This window comes from Marinovum algicola, assembly GCF_900109145.1.
Taxonomy (GTDB): domain Bacteria; phylum Pseudomonadota; class Alphaproteobacteria; order Rhodobacterales; family Rhodobacteraceae; genus Marinovum; species Marinovum algicola.
Map to the genome: position 1 here is coordinate 63088 of NZ_FNYY01000004.1, position 17730 is coordinate 80817.

A 17730-nucleotide genomic window follows, 5' to 3' on the forward strand; every position below is an offset into this window, starting at 1 on the left:
GTAATCAACCGCGCCGCCGCTTGCAAGAGGGGCATCCGCATGCCATCCCCACGCTGACACCTACGGGAGAGCCAGCATGAAACACGCGGAAACGGTCACTTTTGGCGGTTCGGCCCTCGACCGCGCGGCCGAGATTCGCGGCGATGCCGCGGCCCTCGCCGCCGCGCAGGCCGACCCGCAGGCCCGCGCCGTGCTGATCTGGCGCGGCAAGCCGCTGCTGGACGAGGAAACCGGCGCGCTGATCCGCCTGCCGCTCGATCACCCGGTGCTGGCGCAGGGCGACGACGACCTGATGCTGCTCGGCCGCGAGGGCGGTGCGGCGATCTTTGCCTGCAACCTCTCGGCGTGGGAACCGGTGGATCTCGACGGCGGGACGCTGGGGCACTTCGTCGATGCCTCGGTGCAACGCCACCCCGACCTGCCCGGCGGCATGGGTTTTGCCGAGCTGCGGATGAACATGACCCGGCTCACCCCGCGCGACGCCGAACTGGCGGCAACTGCCAAGGCGATCCTCGGCTGGCACGACAGCCATGGCTTCTGTTCGCGCTGCGGCAGCAAGTCCGAGATCATCAACGCCGGCTGGCAGCGCGCCTGCCGCGACTGCGGCGCACAGCATTTCCCGCGCACCGATCCGGTGGTCATCATGCTGATCACCCATGGCAATTCCGTGCTTGTCGGCCGCTCTCCCGGGTGGCCCGAGGGGATGTATTCCCTGCTCGCCGGCTTTGTCGAACCGGGCGAAACGCTCGAGGCGGCGGTGCGCCGCGAGGTGCTGGAAGAGGCCGGCATTCCGGTGGGCCAGGTCAGCTACCTCGCCTCGCAGCCCTGGCCCTTTCCGGCCTCGCTGATGTTTGGCTGCCGGGGCGAGGCGCTGGCGCGCGACATCACTCTCGACCCGGTCGAGCTCGAGGATGCGCGCTGGGTCAGCCGAGAGGAGATGGCCACCGCCTTTGCCGGCGATCATCCGGTGCTCCTGCCGGCGCGGAAAGGTGCAATTGCACAGTTTCTCCTGCGGAACTGGCTTGCGGATACGCTGGATTGACGCAAGACTGACGGCCAACAAAAACAGGCCGGGCCGTCAGATGGAATTCACCAGTCAGGAAGACATCGAAGCGCCGATCGACAAGGTCTTTGCCGCGCTTTCGGATTTCGAAACCATGGAACGCCAGGCGATGCGCCGGGGCGTCAAGGTTCGCAGGCATGGCGCCCCGGCCGGGGTCGGGACAGACCCTGAGGCCAGCCAGCGCTGGACCGCCGGTTTCAAGTTTCGCGGACGCGAGATGGAGGCCGATATCGCGCTGCTGCGCATCCTGCCGCCGGAGGCTCTGGCCTTTGCCGGCAAGGCCGGCGGGATGGAGACCGAGATGACCATCGACCTGACCGCGCTGACGCCCAATCGCACCCGGATGAACGTGCAGGCGCGGCTGGCCCCCAGAACGCTCTCGGCGCGGCTCCTGGTGCAGTCGCTGAAGCTGGCCAAGGCGCGGATGACAAGGAAGTTTTCGGTTCGGGTGGCGCAATTCGCCAAGACCATCGAGGGTCGCGCGCGCAAAGCTGCGTGAGCCGGCTTGCCGATGTCGCCGGGCGCGCTATCGTTCGCATCTTGCAGGAGGGTTCCCGATGATACGACGATTGACCGCCACACTTGGCCTCGGACTGGGGCTCAGCGCCTTTCCGCTTCTCGCGGCTGCGCATGAGTTTTACATCGATGCGCTGGCCTGGCAGGTGCCGTCGAACAGCTTCCTGATGGCCAATATCCGCGTCGGAGAAAAATTCGAAGGCCCGGCCTATTCCTACTTTCCGCCGCGCATCCGGCGGTTCGACATCCTGATGAACGACCAGACCTATCAGATCCGGGGCCGCGCCGGCGACCGGCCGGCCCTGCGCGTGCCGACGCCGGACGACGGGTTGGCGGTGGTCGTGCATGTGACCAACGACACCGTCCTGACCTATCAGGACTACGAATTGTTCGAAAGTTTCCTGATCCACAAGGACTGGGCGCCGCTGCTTGAGGAACACAAGGCGCGCGGCCTGTCCGAGACCGGCGTGCGCGAGCGCTATTCGCGGTATGGCAAGGCGCTGATCGCGGTCGGCGATGGCGCGGGGGCCGACCGCGAGGCAGGCCTCGAAACCGAGATCGTGGCGCTGGCCAATCCCTATACCGACGATCTCTCGGACGGGTTGCCAGTCCGGGTGCTTTATCAGGGCGCGCCCCGGGCCGATGCGCAGGTCGAGCTTTTTGCCAAATCGCCCGAGGGCGAGGTCGAGATCACGCTGCTGCGCACCGACGCCGAGGGGGTTGCGCTGCTGCCGGTGACCCCGGGGCAGGTCTATCTTGCCGATGCGGTGGTGGTCCGTCCGTTGGAGCCGGTGGCCGAGGATGACCCGGTGTGGGAATCGCTCTGGGCCTCGCTGACCTTCAAGGTGCCGGAGTAGGCAGAAGGTCCGCCCCTCGACAGGCAGGGGCCCCGGGACACGCCCGGGGCGCGCGGGATTACCGGCCTAGCGGTTTGCGCCGGGCACCCAGAGCACGTCGGCGGCGCCATCGTCATTGGCGATCCGGCCGGCCACGAAGAACCAGTCGGACAGCCGGTTGAGATAGGTCACCGCGTGGCTGTTGATCGGCTCTGCCCCGGCCAGCTCCACCGCCAGCCGCTCGGCGCGGCGCGCCACCGTGCGACAGAGATGCAGATGCGCCGCCAGCGCCGAGCCGCCGGGCAGGATGAAGCTCCGCAACGGCGTCAGCCGCGCGTTCATCGCGTCGATCTCGGCCTCCAGCCGCGTGGTCTGTTCGGCCACCATCCGCAGCGGCGGATACTCCGGTGTCTCGCCGTCTTCCGGCTCGGGGTTGCAGAGATCGGCGCCCAGATCGAACAGGTCGTTCTGGATTCGCGCCAGCGCCGCGTCGGCCTCGCCCTCGGCATGCAGCCGCGCCAGCCCGACAGTGGCGTTCAGCTCGTCCGAGGTGCCATAGGCGTCGACCCGCAGCGCATGTTTGGCCACCCGGGTGCCATTGCCCAGCGCGGTATCGCCCTTGTCGCCGGTGCGGGTGTAGATCTTGCTCAGTACAACCATGTCAGCCCTTTCCCCGGATCCAGACAAACAGCAGAATCAGCACCACCGCAACAAACTGTGCGATGATCCGCCAGCGCATCGCCTTGTTGGCGTATTTCTTGTTGAACGCCCCGCCCTTGGCAAAGCTGCCGATGCCAAAGAGCAGAATGGCCACGACGCAGAGCAGGGCGACGCCGATGATGTAAAAGAGCGGATCATTCGCCATGACGGCCTCCCGGTTGGTGATTGCCTGTGACATACGCCATCGCCGGGCGAAAGCGAAATGGCGTATCGCCTCACCCCTTGGCGAGGATCCAGTCGAGCCAGGCGGTCGGCAGAAGCCGCTTGAGCAGGCCGAAGACATAGGTCGGCGTGGTCACGTAATAGCGCGCTCGCGGCGCCGGATCCTCCAACGCCCGCCAGAGCTTTTCGGTCACGGCCGAGGCCGGCAGCTCGAACCGGTCCGGTCCGCGTTCGTCATACAGCCGCTTGCGCAGCCGGGTGCGGTACTGCTCGGCGCGGGGCGCGTTTTCCCAATCGATCCAGCGTTCGAAATGCGGCACGGAGTTTTGCCGGATGCGCGAGGTCACCGGCCCCGGTTCGAGCGTGATGATCCGGATCGGCGTGTCGCGCATCTCGATCCGCAGCGTGTCGGTCAGCCCCTCGAGCGCATGTTTGCTGGCGTTGTAGGCGCCGCGCCATGGGGCGACGATGAACCCCAGGATCGACGAGCAATTGACGATCCGCCCATGGCCCTGCGCCCGCATCACCGGGATCACCTGCCGGGTCAGGTCGTGCACGCCAAAGACATTGGTCTGAAACAGTTCGGCCAGCGCCTCGCGCGGCAGATCCTCGACCGCGCCGGGCACCGCATAGGCGCCGTTGTTGAACAGCGCATCGAGCCGCCCGCCGGTGGCCTCGAGCACCTGCGCCAGACCGGAGCGGATACTGTCGGGGTCGGCATAATCGATGCGCGGGCTCTCAAAGCCCTGATCGCGCAGCTCCTGGCAATCGGCCTCCTTGCGGCAAGAGGCAAAGACACGCCAGCCCCGCCGTTGCAGGCCCAGGGCAGCGTCGCGGCCGATGCCCGAGGAACAGCCGGTAATCAGGATGGACTTGCGCATGCGGGCTCCTGTCGGTGGTCACGTCACGCGCATGATGTGAGCGAGGCGGGCGGCAGACGCAAGCAGAGATCCGCAGGCGTCACCGTGTGGCGACGAGATGACCGGCCATCCAGCCGATCCGGCCACTCTCGACCGACTTCAGCTTGACCCAGCCGTCCTGGCCGCTGCGCAGGATGCGCACCTCGGTCCCCGAGGTCATCGCCGACAGCACCGGAAAATTGGTTCCCGGCCCCATCCGCAGATTGGCCCGCGAGGCGGTGATACGGCCGCTGGCAAATTGCCCGGCCGGGCTGCGGGTCGAGACCGTGAGCGTCGCGCCCGACGGCGCTCCGGCCAGCGCGCGCGGACGCAGGCGCGGGCGGAGCGAGGCCTCGGGGGCCGCCCGGGTGTTCGAGGCAATGGCCACGGGTATCTCGGACTCGCCGATCGTTTCACCCAAGTCATCGGGGCGCAGCGGCGGTGCATCGGTTCGGGCGACGGCCGGCGCGGCGGAGACTTGGTCGTCCTGTGCGGGCTCTTGCGCCTCTGCGGCAAAGGCCAGGGCCTTCACGTTGCTCAGGGTCCGGGGTTGCGCGGCGGGGTGCTTGTCGCGCAGCGCAGTCAGCAGCGCGGTTTCAAGTTGCCGCTGGACGGTTCCGCGCGGGGCGAGATCGGCCGCCTGGCGGCGGGCCACCTTCCGCGGCGTCTCGGCCTGCGACGCTTCGGCGGCAATGGCGGCGCCGTCGGCATTGGCGGTTCCCGGTTGGAAATCTGCGCCGCCCGAGGCCTCGTAATAGCCCCAGCCAAGAAAGGCGAAAGTCAACCAGACATAGGTTTTCATGGCGCGATCTCCCGTTCACATCCGATGCCGCAACCGATGCGGCAGGTCCCGCGCCCGGGCTGAGATCTGGATTGCACAACAGGGCCCGCGAAACGCGGGGAAAACCGAAGCAGGTTTCCCGGAGATGGTGCCGCCTGATTGTGCCGTCTCAGCCGTCGCGGCCGGTTGTGAGGTTAACACTGCGGGGAGTCCGATGGTTCCATTGCTCCCGGATTTTTGTTGATCCGCGACACACCCCGAGGCCCGCTGGGCCGCGCGATGGCACATTCCTCACAAGGGAGGGGGCGGCCCGGCGAACCGCCACCGAGATCAGGCTCCGTCGAGCAGGAAATCCGCGATCCAGCCGATCTGTCCCTCGGGCACCACTTGCAACCGCACCCAGCCGGCGCCGGAGTCTTCCAGCACTTCGACCTCGGTGCCGCGCGCGAGCGTACCCAGAACGCCAAAGCCGGTGCCCGGACCGTCGCGCAGATTGACCCGCGAACCATTGACCGTCCGCAGGTCTCTCGGCGCGGCGTCCTGACCCGGCCGATCCGTCACCGCTTCGGCGACTGCCAGCGCGACGGCAACCCGGGTCTCTTCCCGGGACGCGGCCGGTTCGGTCGAGGGTTCCTGGCTGCGGATCGCGGTCAGGACCGCGGTTTCAAGCTCGATCTGCGTCCTGTCGGGGAACTCGGCCGGATCGGGGCCGAGGCTGGCCGCATCGACCAGCGCCAGGCGCGTCACCTCGGCTCCGCCGGACATTTCCCGGACGATCACCGGATCGACCCGGGCAAAAACCTTGACGCCCCGGTCGCCAGGCACGAAATCGGCGCCGCCGGACATCTCGTAATAGATCAACCCCAACAGCCCGAACGTCACCCAAACATAGGATTTCATACCCAAACGCCCCCGCTTACTCGTACTGGCAGACTTTACTTTGCTCCGATGTCTGGATAGCTGATTCGAACACACGGACTAAGGGAAAAGCTGCCTGGCGCTCCCCTCCTATCCCGATGCCCCTTTACATCTCCTTTCAGGTACAAGGCGCTGTGAGACATCAGGTGCTTTACGGTCACCGCTGCTGAGGCTACACAATATCCATGAGCGACGACACTTCCGACAACAACATCGGCCAGGCCGATCTGGCAGAACCCCTGCGCCGGGCGCTGGGCGAACGCTACCTGACCTATGCGCTTTCGACCATCATGCACCGGGCCCTGCCCGATGCGCGGGACGGGTTGAAACCGGTGCACCGGCGCATCCTTTACGCGATGCACCGGCTGCGGCTGGCCTCGAATGGCAAGTTCCTGAAATCGGCCAAGATCTCGGGCGACACCATGGGCGATTTCCACCCCCATGGCGATGCCGCGATCTATGATGCGATGGCGCGGCTGGCGCAGGATTTCAACGTCCGTTATCCGCTGGTCGACGGCCAGGGCAACTTCGGCAACATCGACGGCGACAATCCGGCCGCCTCGCGCTACACCGAAGCGCGGATGACCTTTGTCGCCGAGGCGCTGCTCAACGGCCTGGATGAGAACGCCGTCGATTTTCGCGACAATTACGATGGCCGCCTGACCGAACCCGCCGTCCTGCCGGCCGAGTTCCCCAACCTGCTGGCCAATGGCTCGTCGGGCATCGCGGTCGGCATGGCCACCAACATCCCGCCGCACAACATCCCCGAGTTGATCGACGCCTGCCTGCATCTGATCCGTACCCCGGACGCCCGCGACGAGACCCTGCTGAACTATGTGCCCGGCCCCGATTTCCCCACCGGCGGGGTGATCGTCGAGCCGAAAGAGAACATCGCCGAGGCCTATCGCACCGGCCGCGGGTCATTCCGCCTGCGGGCGAAACACGAGATCGAGGATCTGGGCCGTGGCCAGTGGCAGATCGTCATCACCGAGATCCCCTTTCAGGTGCAGAAGTCGAAGCTGATCGAGAAGATCGCGGAGCTGATCCAGACCAAGAAGGTGCCGATCCTCGCCGACATCCGCGACGAGAGCGCCGATGACATCCGCATGGTGCTGGAACCGCGATCCAAGAACGTCGATCCCGATGTGCTGATGGGCATGCTCTACCGCAGCTCCGATCTAGAGGTGCGGTTCTCGCTCAACATGAACGTGCTGATCGACGGCGTCACACCCAAGGTCTGTTCGATGAAGGAGGTGCTGCGCGCCTTCCTCGATTTCCGCCGCGAGGTGTTGCAACGCCGCTCGCTGCACCGGATGGAAAAGATCGACCACCGGCTCGAAGTGCTCGAAGGCCTGATCATCGCCTTCCTCAACCTCGACCGGGTGATCGACATCATCCGCTATGACGACGCGCCCAAGGCAGCGCTGATGCGCGAGGACTGGGGCCGCGATTTCATCCGTGCCACCGATGAAAACGACTATGTCCCGCCCGCCGAAACCGACGCCCAGAGCCTGACCGAAGTGCAAGCCGAGGCGATCCTCAACATGCGGCTGCGCGCCTTGCGCCGGCTGGAAGAAATGGCGCTCCTGAACGAGCGCGACGCGCTGATGGAGGAACGCGCCGGGCTCGAGGATCTGCTGGAAAACGAAGGCCTGCAATGGGACCGGATCAGCGATCAGCTGAAAACGGCCAAAAAGACCTTTGGCAAGGATTACGCCGGCGGCGTCCGCCGCACCGCCTTTGCCGAGGCAGGCCAGATCGAGGAGGTGCCGCTCGAGGCGATGATCGACCGCGAGCCGATCACCGTGGTCTGCTCGCAGATGGGCTGGATTCGCGCCATGACCGGCCATATCGACCTGAACCGCGAACTCAAGTTCAAGGACGGCGACGGCCCGCGCTTCATCTTTCACGCGGAAACCACCGACCGCCTGCTGGTCTTCGGCTCGAATGGCCGGTTCTACACCGTCTCGGCCGCCAACCTGCCCGGCGGGCGCGGCATGGGCGAGCCGCTGCGCCTGATGGTCGATCTGCCGAACGAGGCCGAGATCGTCGATCTCTTCATTCACCGCCCCGAGCGCAAGTTGCTGGTGGCCTCCTCGGCCGGCGACGGCTTCGTCGTGCCGGAAGCCGAGGTCGTGGCCCAGACCCGCGCCGGCAAGCAGGTGCTCAACGTGCGTGCGCCCACCCGCGCCCGGGTCTGCAAGCCGGTGACCGGCGATGCCGTGGCGGTGGTGGGCGAAAACCGCAAGGTCCTGGTCTTCGGCCTCGACGAACTGCCCGAAATGGGCCGGGGCAAGGGTGTTCGGCTGCAAAAGTACAAGGATGGCGGCATGTCGGATGCCACTACCTTTACCCTCGCCGACGGGCTGAGCTGGCGCGATCCGGCCGGGCGCACCCGCACCGAGAGCAACCTTGCCGAATGGCAGGGCAAACGTGCCGGCACTGGCCGCATGGCGCCGCGCGGCTTCCCGCGGGACAACACCTTTACCTGACACCCGCTGCCGCGCGGTTGGTTGACAACCGGGCGGCAGCGTTCTCCTCTGGAACAGGACAGCCCGCGGAGAGCCTGACATGCCGGAGACCTCAGCCTGGGAAAAGGCCTCGCCCGGAGCCGGCGGCCCGGCCTTGGCGACCCCGGCGGCCGCCCAGGACGCCCCGAGCCATACCGAAGACTGGCCGCCGCGCGGCAGCTATGCCAGCCCCAGCCCGCCCGACAGCCTCGCCATCGATTTCGTCGGCCGCCGCCGCGCGGTGTTCTGGCTGGCGCTCAAGACCGGCTGTCTCACCGTGCTGACCCTCGGCCTCTACCGGTTCTGGATGAAGACCCGGCTGCGCCGCTGGTACTGGTCGGCCACCCGCCCCGGCGGCACGCCGCTGGAATATGTAGGCGACCCCTATGAAAAGCTGCTCGGCTTCCTGATCGCGGTGGTGATCCTCGCCTTCTACATCGGGGTGGTGAACCTGGCGCTGATGTTTGTCAGCTTCTCGCTCTTTCAGCAGAATTACGCGGCCTATGCGCTCAGCTTCCTCGGAGTGATCCCGCTGTGGTTCTATGCCCGCTACCGCGCGCGGCGCTATGTGCTGGCCCGCACCCGCTGGCGCGGCGTGCGCTTCGGCATGGCGCCGGGCGCCTGGGGCTATGTCTGGCGGGCGATGATGCATTGGACGATCACCCTGCTCAGCCTCGGCCTGCTCTGGCCGCGCATGACCTTCTGGCTCGAGAAATACCGCACCGACCGGACCTATTTCGGCAATGCGAGGCTGACCCAGGGCGGCCGCTGGACCATGCTCTACCGCGCCACCTGGCCGCTCCTTGCGGCGCTGCTGCTGGGCGGATTGGGCAGCGCGCTGGCGCTGGGGGCGGGCCGCGGCGAAGGATATACGCTGATCCTCGCCGCCTGGGGGCTGGCGGCCTATGGCTATGTCTATTACCGGGTCGAGACCACCCGCCTGCTGGCCAACCACAAATCCGCCATGGGCCTTGCCCTGACCGCCCGGCCAAGACCGTTTCGCATCCTGATGATCACCGTTCTGGGCACGCTCGCCACGGCGCTGGTGCTGGCGCTGCCGCTGGGGCTGCTGGGCTTCGGCGTGGCGCTGGTACAATTCGCCCAGACCGAGGTGATGCAGGAGTTCGGCGAGCTTGGGGCGCTGCTCGCGGCCCTGCCCCGGCCGCTGCTGGTGGCGCTGGGCGTGGCGCTCTATTTCGCGATCTTCCTGCTCTGGGCCACTTTCACCCATGCCTGGGTGACGATGCCCACCTGGCGCCACTACGCCACCACGCTGACGATCCACAACTCCGCCGCCCTGTCCCGGGTCTCGCAACGCGCGCGGGACGAGTTCCAGGAGGCCGAAGGCTTCGCCGAGGCGCTGGACCTGGGGGCCTCGATATGACCGTGGTCCGCATCGGCGCCGCGCCCGAGGCCTATGAGGCCACAGGCCTCTATTTCGATGGCGACACGGCGATCGGCGATCTCGCCCGGGTCACCGTCGACGAAGCGGTCCGTGCGCTGAAGATCGCCCGTATCGGCGCCCCGCCCCTGCACTGGCCACTCGACGCGCTGCGCCTGCTGCCCGATCAGGGCGGCGGCGACCTGGTGATCCTGCACCGCCGGGACGACCCGGTGGCCCGGCTGATCCTCGACGATGCGCTGCTGCTCGAACGCCTGCCCGACGTGCGCCGCCCGGCGCCGCTGGTCAACCGCGGCAGGCTCGCCGCCTGGGCCCTGGCGGCGGTCGCCTCGGTGGCGCTGATCGTCTTCGTGCTGGTGCCCGCCTTGGCCAACCAGATGGCAAACTTCATCCCGCCCGAAGGCGAACGCGCCCTCGGCGCCGCCACGCTCGAGCAGATCCGCGGCGCGCTGGATGAAACCGGCATGGGCCAGCCCGTCGCCTTCTGCGAAACCCCGCAGGGCCGGGCCGCGCTCGAGACGATCCGCAGCCGCCTCGCCCCCGGTCTGCCGGCCGGGCAGGAGATCTCGGTGCATGTGCTCGACCACGAGATGATCAACGCCTTCGTCCTGCCCGGCGGCTACGTGGTGTTCTTTCGCGGGCTGCTGCAAGCGGCGGAAAGCCCCGAAGAGGTCGCCGCCGTCTTTGCCCATGAGCTGGGCCATGTGGTCAGCCGCGATCCCACCCGCCACGCGCTGCGCTCGGCCGGATCGATCGGCGTGCTCGGCCTGCTGTTCGGCGATTTTGCCGGCGGCGCGCTGGTGCTCCTTCTCGCCGAACAGCTGATCGAGGCCAGCTACTCGCGCGAGGCCGAGGCCGCCGCCGATGCCTTCGCCCGCGATCTCCTGCTCGACACCGGCATCCCGCCTGCCGCGCTCGGCAGCTTCTTCGACCGGCTGCGCAGTACCTATGGCGAGGCGGAGGGCTTTCTCGCCCATTTCACCTCGCATCCCGCGCTCTCCGAGCGCATCCTCGCCGCCGAGACCGACCTGCCGCCGGGCTTTGCCGCGCGCCCGGTCCTCGGCGATGCGGAATGGCGCGCGCTGCAAACCATCTGCAACTGAACCGCCGCGCTGTCTTTCCTCTTGCCGAAAATACCCTCGGGGGGGGGCGCCGGAGGCGCCGGGGGCAGCGCCCCCACCGGCGCGCCGGCTGCCGCCCTAATACACCTTGGGCACGTAAAGCTCGTCCGGCAGCACCTGGCGCTCGTAGTCGGGGTTGTAGACCCGCTCCGGCAGGGTCACCTTCTCGGTCGGCACCTCCTCGTAGGGGATCTTCGACAGGATGTGCTCGATGCAGTTCAGCCGCTCGCGTTTCTTGTCGTTGCCCTCGACGATGTACCACGGCGCCTCGGGGATGTTGGTACGGGCGAACATCTCTTCCTTGGCCTTGGTGTATTGCTCCCAGCGGCGGCGGCTCTCGAGGTCCATCGGCGAGAGCTTCCATTGCTTCATCGGATCGTGGATCCGCATCAGGAAGCGCAACTGCTGTTCCTGGTCGGTGATCGAGAACCAGTATTTCAGCAGGATCACCCCCGAGCGCACCAGCATGCGCTCGAATTCCGGAACGTCCTGAAAGAACTGCTCGACCTGGTCGTCGCTGGCAAAGCCCATCACCCGCTCCACCCCGGCGCGGTTGTACCACGAGCGGTCGAACATCACGATCTCGCCGCCGGCGGGCAGATGCGGCACATAGCGCTGGAAATACCATTGCGACTGCTCGCGCCGCGACGGCGCCGGCAGCGCCACCACCCGGGCGACCCGCGGGTTCAGCCGCTGGGTGATCCGCTTGATCACCCCGCCCTTGCCGGCGCTGTCGCGGCCTTCCATCAGGATGCAGACCTTGGCGCCGGTGTGCTGCACCCAGTCCTGTACCTTGATCAGCTCGGCCTGGAGCCGCAGCAGGTTGCGGAAATAGACCTCGCGGCCCAGCATCTCGGGGTGTTCGCGCAGGTAGATCTTGCGGATCTCGCGGCTCAGCATCGGCTCCGAGAACTCGATCTCGATATCCTCGTCCAGCGTGTCCTGAAGCTCCGCTTCAAGCCAGTCCAGCGCGCGGTCGTCATCTTCGGTCATGGGGGGCTCCAAGTCTGTCGTTTCGGCGGCTTTATCAGCCGGGTTTGACGCTTTCGTGTCAGCCCGCGCCGGGGCCGCGCCGGCGGGCGTCTCAGACCGGCAGCGCCGTGGTCTTGAACACGGTGCGCAGGGCAAAGCTCGACTGCATGCGCGCCACACCCGGGATGCGGGTGAGATATTGCCGATGGATGCGGGCGAAATCGTCGGTGTCCTCGACCACCAGCTTGAGGATGTAATCCGCCGTGCCCGCCATCAGATGGCATTCCAGAACATTGGGAATCCGCGCCACCGCGGTTTCGAACCCCTCGAGCAATTCGTCGGACTGCCCCGAAAGCGAGATCTCGACAAAGACCGTGGAGGGCAGCCCCAGCTTGCGCGGATCGAGCATCGCCACATAGTCGCGGATGATCCCCTCGTCCTCGAGCCGCTGCACCCGGCGGTGGCAGGCCGAGGCCGAGAGATTGATCCGCTCGGCCAGGTCGGCGTTGGACATGCGGCCGTGTTTCTGAAGCACGGTCAGGATTCGTCGGTCCGTCGGGTCCAACTGCATTCAGGCAAGTATCCTTCGATGAGATCTCCATATTACCGAAGGGTCTCCGAAAAATGCCCCGGAACCAAGGAAAAATGTCAATCACCTGCCCCCAGATCCGCGCCATGCTGACAGAAAATCCAACAGGGAGACCCCAAGATGAAGATCGGCTGCCCCAGCGAGATCAAACCCCAGGAATTCCGCGTCGGCCTGACGCCCAACGCGGCCCAGGAAGCCATATCGCATGGCCACGAGGTCATCGTCCAGAGCGGCGCCGGTGCCGGCGCGGGCTTTGAGGACGAAGCCTACAGCGCCGTGGGCGCCGGCATCGTCGACAGCGCCGAACAGGTCTTTGCCGAGGCCGAGATGATCGTCAAGGTCAAGGAGCCGCAGGCCGGCGAGCGCAAGATGCTGCGCGAGGGGCAGTTGCTGTTCACCTATCTGCACCTTGCCCCCGATCCCGAGCAGACCCGCGACCTGCTGGCCTCGGGTTGCACCGCGATTGCCTATGAAACGGTGACCGACGGCCGCGGCGGGCTGCCGCTGCTGGCGCCGATGTCCGAGGTGGCGGGCAAGCTGGCGCCGCAGGTCGGCGCCTGGACGCTGCAAAAGGCCAATGGCGGCCGCGGCGTCCTCATGGGCGGCGTGCCCGGCGTCGGCCCTGCGAAAGTGGCGGTGATCGGGGGCGGCGTCGTCGGCACCCATGCGGCCCGGGTGGCCGCCGGGATGGGCGCGGATGTCACCGTGCTCGACCGCTCGCTGCCGCGGATGCGCTATCTCGACGACGTCTTCGGCGGCACCTTCAAGACAATGTATGCCAGCGCCGGCAACACCGCCGAGATCGCCCGCGAGGCCGACATGGTGATCGGCGCGGTGCTGATCCCCGGGGCCGCCGCACCCAAGCTGATTTCGCGCGCGCAGCTCTCGGAGATGAAGCCCGGCGCGGCGCTGGTGGACGTGGCGATCGATCAGGGCGGCTGTTTCGAAACCTCGAAGGCCACCACCCACGCCGACCCGATCTACGAGGTCGACGGCATCATGCATTACTGTGTCGCCAACATGCCGGGCGCCGTCGCGCGCACGTCGACCATCGCGCTGGGCAATGCCACCATGCCCTTCATGCTGGCGCTGGCCGACAAGGGCTGGAAACGCGCCTGCGCCGAGGACGAGAACCTGCTCAACGGGCTGAACGTGCATGCCGGCAAGCTGACCTATGGCGCGGTGGGCCAGGCATTGGGCATCGAGGTGGCGGCACCGAGCACGCTGGTGAGCGCAGCCTAGGCGATGGCGGAGGGGGCTCTGCCCCCACCTTGCGGGCCCTCCGCGATATTTTCGAACAGAAGAAGGATCGGGGGGCGGCGCCGCGGCATGCCGGGTCTTTCCCCTGTCCCCCCTTTACGGTATCTCCCGGCCAAACCGATTGACTGACCGGAAGCGACGCACATGAAATTCACCCTGTCCTGGCTCAAGGATCATCTCGACACGCAGGCCTCGGTCGATGAGATCACCTATGCGCTCACCGATCTCGGCCTCGAGGTCGAGGAGGTCTCGAATCCGGCCGAGCGGCTGGCGGAATTCACCATCGGCAAGGTCGTCAGCGCCGAGAAACACCCCGATGCCGACAAGCTCAAGGTCTGCCAGGTGGCCACCGCCGAGGGCGAGACCCAGATCATCTGCGGCGCGCCCAACGCGCGCGAAGGCATCACCGTGGTGATCGCCAAGCCCGGTGTCTATGTGCCGGGCATCGACACCACCATCGGCGTGGGCAAGATCCGTGGCATCGAGAGCTACGGCATGATGTGTTCCGAACGCGAGATGGAGCTGTCGGAAGAGCATGAAGGCATTATCGAACTGCCTTCGGGAGAGGTCGGTCAAAGCTACACCGACTGGCTGGCCGAAAACGACCCGGCCAAGGTCGACCCGGTGATCGAGATCGCCATCACGCCCAACCGCCCCGACGCGCTTGGCGTGCACGGCATTGCCCGCGACCTGGCGGCGCGCGGGCTGGGCAAGCTGAAGACCCCCGACCGGCACCATGTCGAGAGCCAGTTCCCCTGCCCGATCGCCATCCGTATCGACGACGACACCCGCAAGGACGGCTGCGAGGTCTTTGCCGGCCGGCTGATCCGCAACATCGAAAACGGCCCCAGCCCGCAGTGGCTTCAGGACCGGCTGCGCGCCATCGGGCTGCGGCCGATCTCGAAGCTGGTCGATATCACCAATTTCTTCACCTATGACCGCAACCGGCCGCTGCACGTCTTTGACGCCGACAAGGTCAAAGGCAACCTCCGGGTGCACCGCACCCGGGGCGGCGAGTTGCTGACCGGGCTGGACGACAAGGAGTACACTTTCGCGGCAGGCCAGGTCGTGATCTCCGACGATCAGGGCGTCGAGAGCATCGGCGGCATCATGGGCGGGCTGGCCACCGGCTGCACGCTCGAGACGACCAATGTCTTTCTCGAGGCCGCGGTCTGGGATCACATCCAGATCGCCATGACCGGCCGCGCGCTCAAGATCAATTCCGACGCCCGCTATCGCAACGAACGCGGCATCGACCCGGCCTACAACATGCAGGCGCTGGAGGATGCGGCGCGGATGATCCTCGATCTCTGCGGCGGCGAAGCCTCGTCGATCGTGATGGCCGGAGAGGTGCCGAATGTGGCCCGCGCCTATGAGCTCGACCCGAAGCGGCTGCAATCGCTGGTCGGCATGGAGATCCCCGAGAGCGAGCAGCGCCAGATCCTGACCTCGCTGGGATTCCGGCTCGAAGGCAATACCGCGCAGGTGCCGTCCTGGCGCCCCGATGTGCTGGGCACCGCCGACCTGGTGGAAGAGGTGGCCCGTGTCGCCTCGCTGACCAAGCTGCCGGCGAAACCGCTGCCGCGCCCCTCCGAAGGCGTGCCGCGGCCGATCCTCTCGCCGATGCAAAAGCGCGAGGCGGCGGCGCGGCGCGGCACGGCGGCGCTGGGCTACAACGAATGCGTGACCTACAGCTTTATCGACGAGGCCTCGGCCCGGCTCTTTGGCGGCGGCGAGGATGCGACCCGGCTGGCCAACCCGATCTCGTCCGAGATGAGCCACATGCGCCCCGATCTTCTGCCCGGGCTGTTGCAGGCGGCGGCGCGCAATCAGGCGCGCGGCTTCATGGACATGGCACTGTTCGAGCTCGGCCATGTGTTCTCGGGCGGCGAACCCGGCGAACAGGGCACCCAGGTGGCGGGCCTGCTGGTCGGCCGCACCGGGCCCAAGGATGTGCATGGCGCGTCGCGAGCGGTGAATGTCTTTGACGCCAAGGCCGATGCAGAGGCGATCCTGGCGGCGATGGGCGCCCCGGCCAAGGCGCAGATCCGCCGCGACGGTCCGGGCTGGTGGCATCCGGGCCGCCACGGGGTGATCTGCCTCGGGCCCAAGAAGGTGCTGGGCATCTTCGGCGAGCTGCACCCCAGGGTGTTGCAGGCGATGGACGTGAAAGGCCCTGCGATGGCCTTCACCCTCTTCCCCGAAGATATCCCGCTGCCGCGCAAATCCGGCGCGACGCGTCAGGCGCTGGAGCTGAACGACCTGCAAGCGGTGGAACGCGATTTCGCCTTCGTGCTTGACGCGGATGTGGCGGCGCTCGACGTGGTCAACGCCGCCGGCGGCGCCGACAAGGCGCTGATCTCCGAGGTGCGGGTGTTCGACGAATTCATCGGCGGCTCGCTGGGCGAAGGCAAGAAGTCGCTGGCAATCACCGTGCGGCTGCAACCCTCGGAAAAGACGCTGACCGAGAAGGACATCGAGGCGGTGTCGTCCAAGGTTGTCGCCAAGGTCGAAAAGGCAACCGGCGGCGTGCTGCGGGGGTAGTTCGGCCGGGTCCCGGGCGGTGGGTTGCATACCCGCCGCATATCCCGGCCCGCGCTAACGCCTAAACCGCCTCCGCCTCCAACCACACGCCGCCCTCGGGCCGCAGGGTGATGATCATCACCGGCCCCGGGGTGCGCCCGTCGACCGGCGTGAACCGGAACCGCGACAACAGGGTCGCAAGGATGATCACCGCTTCCTGGATGGCGAAACTGGCGCCGATGCAGATCCGCGGACCGTCACCGAACGGCAGATAGGCATAGCGCGGCACCGCCTTGCGATCGGCAAAGCGCTCGGGGCGAAACGCGTCCGGCTCCCGCCACAGCAAGGCGTTGCGGTGCAGCGCATAGATCGGCACCATTACGGTATCCCCGGGCCGCACCTCGCGGCCGCAGAGCGTGTCGGCTTTCCGCGCGGTGCGCGAAATGATCCCGGCCGGCGGATATAGCCGCATCGCCTCGTCGACGATCTGCCGGACATAGGGCAGCTCTGCCACATCCTCGCCCCCCGCCGCGCGGCCCTGAAGCAGGGATTGCGCCTCAGCACGGGCGCGTTCCTGCACCTCCTGATCGAAGGCACAGAGATAGAGCGACCAGGAAAGCGCCAGCGCCGTAGTCTCATGGCCGGCAACAATGAAGGTCAGCAGGTTGTCGCGCAGCTCGGCCACCGACATCCGACGTTTGGTCTCGGGGTCCTCGCCGGCCAGCAGCAGGTCGAGCAGGTCGGGCACGCCGTCATGGCCGCGCGCCGCGCGGGCGTCGATCGCGCTGTCGGCGACGCTTTTCATCTGCCGCACCGCATTGCCCGAGAGCAGGCGCCCGGGGCGCGGCACCCAGTCGGGAAAGCCCAGCATGTCAAACAGGGAGATCTTGCCCGCAGCGGCGATGTAATCGTCAATCGCCCGGTGCACACCGGATTTGTCGAACACGCTGTCGCCGGAGAAGGTGACATCCGAGATCACATCGAAGGTGGTTGTCACCATCTCGTCATGCAGGTTCACCGCCCGGGGCCCGGCGGCGGAAATGCGGGCGCAGCAGCGTTCCGCCGCCGCCGTCATGATCGGCGCCAGGTTCATCACGTTGCGATGGGAAAACACCGGTGCCGCGGCGCGGCGCTGCCAGCGCCAATGCGCCCCCTCGGCAATGAACAGGGATTCGCCGATCGCCGGACGCAGGAGGTTCTTGGTCACCAGCGACTTGGGGTAATCGTCGAGCCGTTCCAGCAGCATCGCGCGGATCGCATCCGGATCCATCACCATGTGCCAGCGCGCCCCGGTCCTGCCCGAGACCATCGGCTGGGTCGTGGCAATTTTTGGTATGATACTCAACAGGTTGCGGCGCGCGGCCGAAAGGCTCGCCAACAGCCCGAGCGGGCGTGTGCCCAGTGGCACATGCACCGGCAGGCGCGGCGGCAGTGTGGTGTCCGGCATGGCGCTCTCTC

General features: G+C 67.0%; 16 protein-coding genes. 8 read left to right on the forward strand and 8 right to left on the reverse strand.

From position 1 onward, the window contains the following. Window positions 1-76: 76 nt before the first annotated feature. The 3 genes from nudC to BMW90_RS07475 are packed head-to-tail and all read left to right on the forward strand — an operon-like array spanning window position 77 to window position 2436. Window positions 77-1042 carry an NAD(+) diphosphatase gene (gene nudC / locus BMW90_RS07465; protein WP_074835880.1) on the forward strand — a complete coding sequence of 322 codons (966 nt, stop codon included), beginning with the start codon at window positions 77-79 and terminating at the stop codon, window positions 1040-1042. Between the two features lie 40 nt (window positions 1043-1082). After that, window positions 1083-1562, forward strand: a complete 480-nt coding sequence (locus BMW90_RS07470; protein WP_074835882.1) for an SRPBCC family protein — start codon at window positions 1083-1085, stop codon at window positions 1560-1562. A 58-nt stretch (window positions 1563-1620) separates the two neighbouring features. Next, entirely contained in the window at window positions 1621-2436 is an 816-nt protein-coding gene (locus BMW90_RS07475) for a DUF4198 domain-containing protein (protein ID WP_074835883.1), read from the forward strand. Window positions 2437-2502: 66 nt separating this feature from the next. Here the strand turns inward: BMW90_RS07475 and BMW90_RS07480 are convergent, their stop codons facing one another. From BMW90_RS07480 to BMW90_RS07500, 5 genes are all read right to left on the reverse strand, one after another. Then, window positions 2503-3075 carry a cob(I)yrinic acid a,c-diamide adenosyltransferase gene (locus tag BMW90_RS07480; protein WP_048533152.1) on the reverse strand — a complete coding sequence of 191 codons (573 nt, stop codon included), beginning with the start codon at window positions 3073-3075 and terminating at the stop codon, window positions 2503-2505. A 1-nt stretch (window position 3076) separates the two neighbouring features. After that, entirely contained in the window at window positions 3077-3280 is a 204-nt protein-coding gene (locus BMW90_RS07485) for a twin transmembrane helix small protein (RefSeq protein ID WP_048533994.1), read from the reverse strand. Window positions 3281-3350: 70 nt separating this feature from the next. Then, window positions 3351-4178, reverse strand: a complete 828-nt coding sequence (locus tag BMW90_RS07490; protein WP_048533153.1) for an SDR family NAD(P)-dependent oxidoreductase — start codon at window positions 4176-4178, stop codon at window positions 3351-3353. 79 nt (window positions 4179-4257) lie between these two features. After that, window positions 4258-4998, reverse strand: coding sequence for an SH3 domain-containing protein (locus BMW90_RS07495; RefSeq protein ID WP_074835884.1), 741 nt, complete (start codon window positions 4996-4998; stop codon window positions 4258-4260). 309 nt (window positions 4999-5307) lie between these two features. After that, window positions 5308-5877: an SH3 domain-containing protein gene (locus tag BMW90_RS07500; protein ID WP_074835886.1), complete on the reverse strand. Its 570-nt coding sequence runs from the start codon at window positions 5875-5877 to the stop codon at window positions 5308-5310. 203 nt (window positions 5878-6080) lie between these two features. On the opposite strand from BMW90_RS07500, the gene BMW90_RS07505 reads away from it, so the two are divergent. From BMW90_RS07505 to BMW90_RS07515, 3 genes are all read left to right on the forward strand, one after another. Beyond that, window positions 6081-8387 carry a DNA topoisomerase IV subunit A gene (locus BMW90_RS07505; RefSeq protein WP_074835887.1) on the forward strand — a complete coding sequence of 769 codons (2307 nt, stop codon included), beginning with the start codon at window positions 6081-6083 and terminating at the stop codon, window positions 8385-8387. 79 nt (window positions 8388-8466) lie between these two features. Then, window positions 8467-9789, forward strand: coding sequence for a DUF898 family protein (locus BMW90_RS07510; RefSeq protein ID WP_083415989.1), 1323 nt, complete (start codon window positions 8467-8469; stop codon window positions 9787-9789). After that, window positions 9786-10910 (forward strand): M48 family metallopeptidase, encoded by a 1125-nt coding sequence (locus BMW90_RS07515; protein ID WP_074835889.1) that lies wholly within the window; start codon window positions 9786-9788, stop codon window positions 10908-10910. Before BMW90_RS07510 ends, BMW90_RS07515 begins: the two co-directional genes overlap by 4 nt. Window positions 10911-11006: 96 nt before the next feature. Here the strand turns inward: BMW90_RS07515 and ppk2 are convergent, their stop codons facing one another. After that, complete coding sequence (ppk2, locus tag BMW90_RS07520; protein ID WP_074835891.1) at window positions 11007-11921, reverse strand: polyphosphate kinase 2; 915 nt, start codon at window positions 11919-11921, stop codon at window positions 11007-11009. Window positions 11922-12012: 91 nt separating this feature from the next. Beyond that, complete coding sequence (locus BMW90_RS07525) at window positions 12013-12471, reverse strand: Lrp/AsnC family transcriptional regulator (RefSeq protein ID WP_048533159.1); 459 nt, start codon at window positions 12469-12471, stop codon at window positions 12013-12015. Between the two features lie 138 nt (window positions 12472-12609). On the opposite strand from BMW90_RS07525, the gene ald reads away from it, so the two are divergent. Beyond that, a complete protein-coding gene (gene ald, locus BMW90_RS07530) occupies window positions 12610-13731 on the forward strand; it encodes an alanine dehydrogenase (protein ID WP_074835893.1) in 1122 nt (373 codons plus the stop codon). A gap of 162 nt (window positions 13732-13893) precedes the next feature. Continuing rightward, window positions 13894-16293, forward strand: coding sequence for a phenylalanine--tRNA ligase subunit beta (pheT, locus tag BMW90_RS07535; RefSeq protein ID WP_074835894.1), 2400 nt, complete (start codon window positions 13894-13896; stop codon window positions 16291-16293). 61 nt (window positions 16294-16354) lie between these two features. On the opposite strand, the gene BMW90_RS07540 is transcribed toward pheT, so the two are convergent. Continuing rightward, window positions 16355-17719 carry a cytochrome P450 gene (locus BMW90_RS07540; RefSeq protein WP_074835896.1) on the reverse strand — a complete coding sequence of 455 codons (1365 nt, stop codon included), beginning with the start codon at window positions 17717-17719 and terminating at the stop codon, window positions 16355-16357. Window positions 17720-17730: the final 11 nt, after the last annotated feature.

Bases quoted from the DNA above. Each gene is read 5' to 3' on its own strand.
- nudC (WP_074835880.1), top strand. From the start codon at position 77: ATGAAACACGCGGAAACGGTCACTTTTGGCGGTTCGGCCCTCGACCGC.
- BMW90_RS07470 (WP_074835882.1), top strand. From the start codon at position 1,083: ATGGAATTCACCAGTCAGGAAGACATCGAAGCGCCGATCGACAAGGTC.
- BMW90_RS07475 (WP_074835883.1), top strand. From the start codon at position 1,621: ATGATACGACGATTGACCGCCACACTTGGCCTCGGACTGGGGCTCAGC.
- BMW90_RS07480 (WP_048533152.1), bottom strand. From the start codon at position 3,075: ATGGTTGTACTGAGCAAGATCTACACCCGCACCGGCGACAAGGGCGAT.
- BMW90_RS07485 (WP_048533994.1), bottom strand. From the start codon at position 3,280: ATGGCGAATGATCCGCTCTTTTACATCATCGGCGTCGCCCTGCTCTGC.
- BMW90_RS07490 (WP_048533153.1), bottom strand. From the start codon at position 4,178: ATGCGCAAGTCCATCCTGATTACCGGCTGTTCCTCGGGCATCGGCCGC.
- BMW90_RS07495 (WP_074835884.1), bottom strand. From the start codon at position 4,998: ATGAAAACCTATGTCTGGTTGACTTTCGCCTTTCTTGGCTGGGGCTAT.
- BMW90_RS07500 (WP_074835886.1), bottom strand. From the start codon at position 5,877: ATGAAATCCTATGTTTGGGTGACGTTCGGGCTGTTGGGGTTGATCTAT.
- BMW90_RS07505 (WP_074835887.1), top strand. From the start codon at position 6,081: ATGAGCGACGACACTTCCGACAACAACATCGGCCAGGCCGATCTGGCA.
- BMW90_RS07510 (WP_083415989.1), top strand. From the start codon at position 8,467: ATGCCGGAGACCTCAGCCTGGGAAAAGGCCTCGCCCGGAGCCGGCGGC.
- BMW90_RS07515 (WP_074835889.1), top strand. From the start codon at position 9,786: ATGACCGTGGTCCGCATCGGCGCCGCGCCCGAGGCCTATGAGGCCACA.
- ppk2 (WP_074835891.1), bottom strand. From the start codon at position 11,921: ATGACCGAAGATGACGACCGCGCGCTGGACTGGCTTGAAGCGGAGCTT.
- BMW90_RS07525 (WP_048533159.1), bottom strand. From the start codon at position 12,471: ATGCAGTTGGACCCGACGGACCGACGAATCCTGACCGTGCTTCAGAAA.
- ald (WP_074835893.1), top strand. From the start codon at position 12,610: ATGAAGATCGGCTGCCCCAGCGAGATCAAACCCCAGGAATTCCGCGTC.
- pheT (WP_074835894.1), top strand. From the start codon at position 13,894: ATGAAATTCACCCTGTCCTGGCTCAAGGATCATCTCGACACGCAGGCC.
- BMW90_RS07540 (WP_074835896.1), bottom strand. From the start codon at position 17,719: ATGCCGGACACCACACTGCCGCCGCGCCTGCCGGTGCATGTGCCACTG.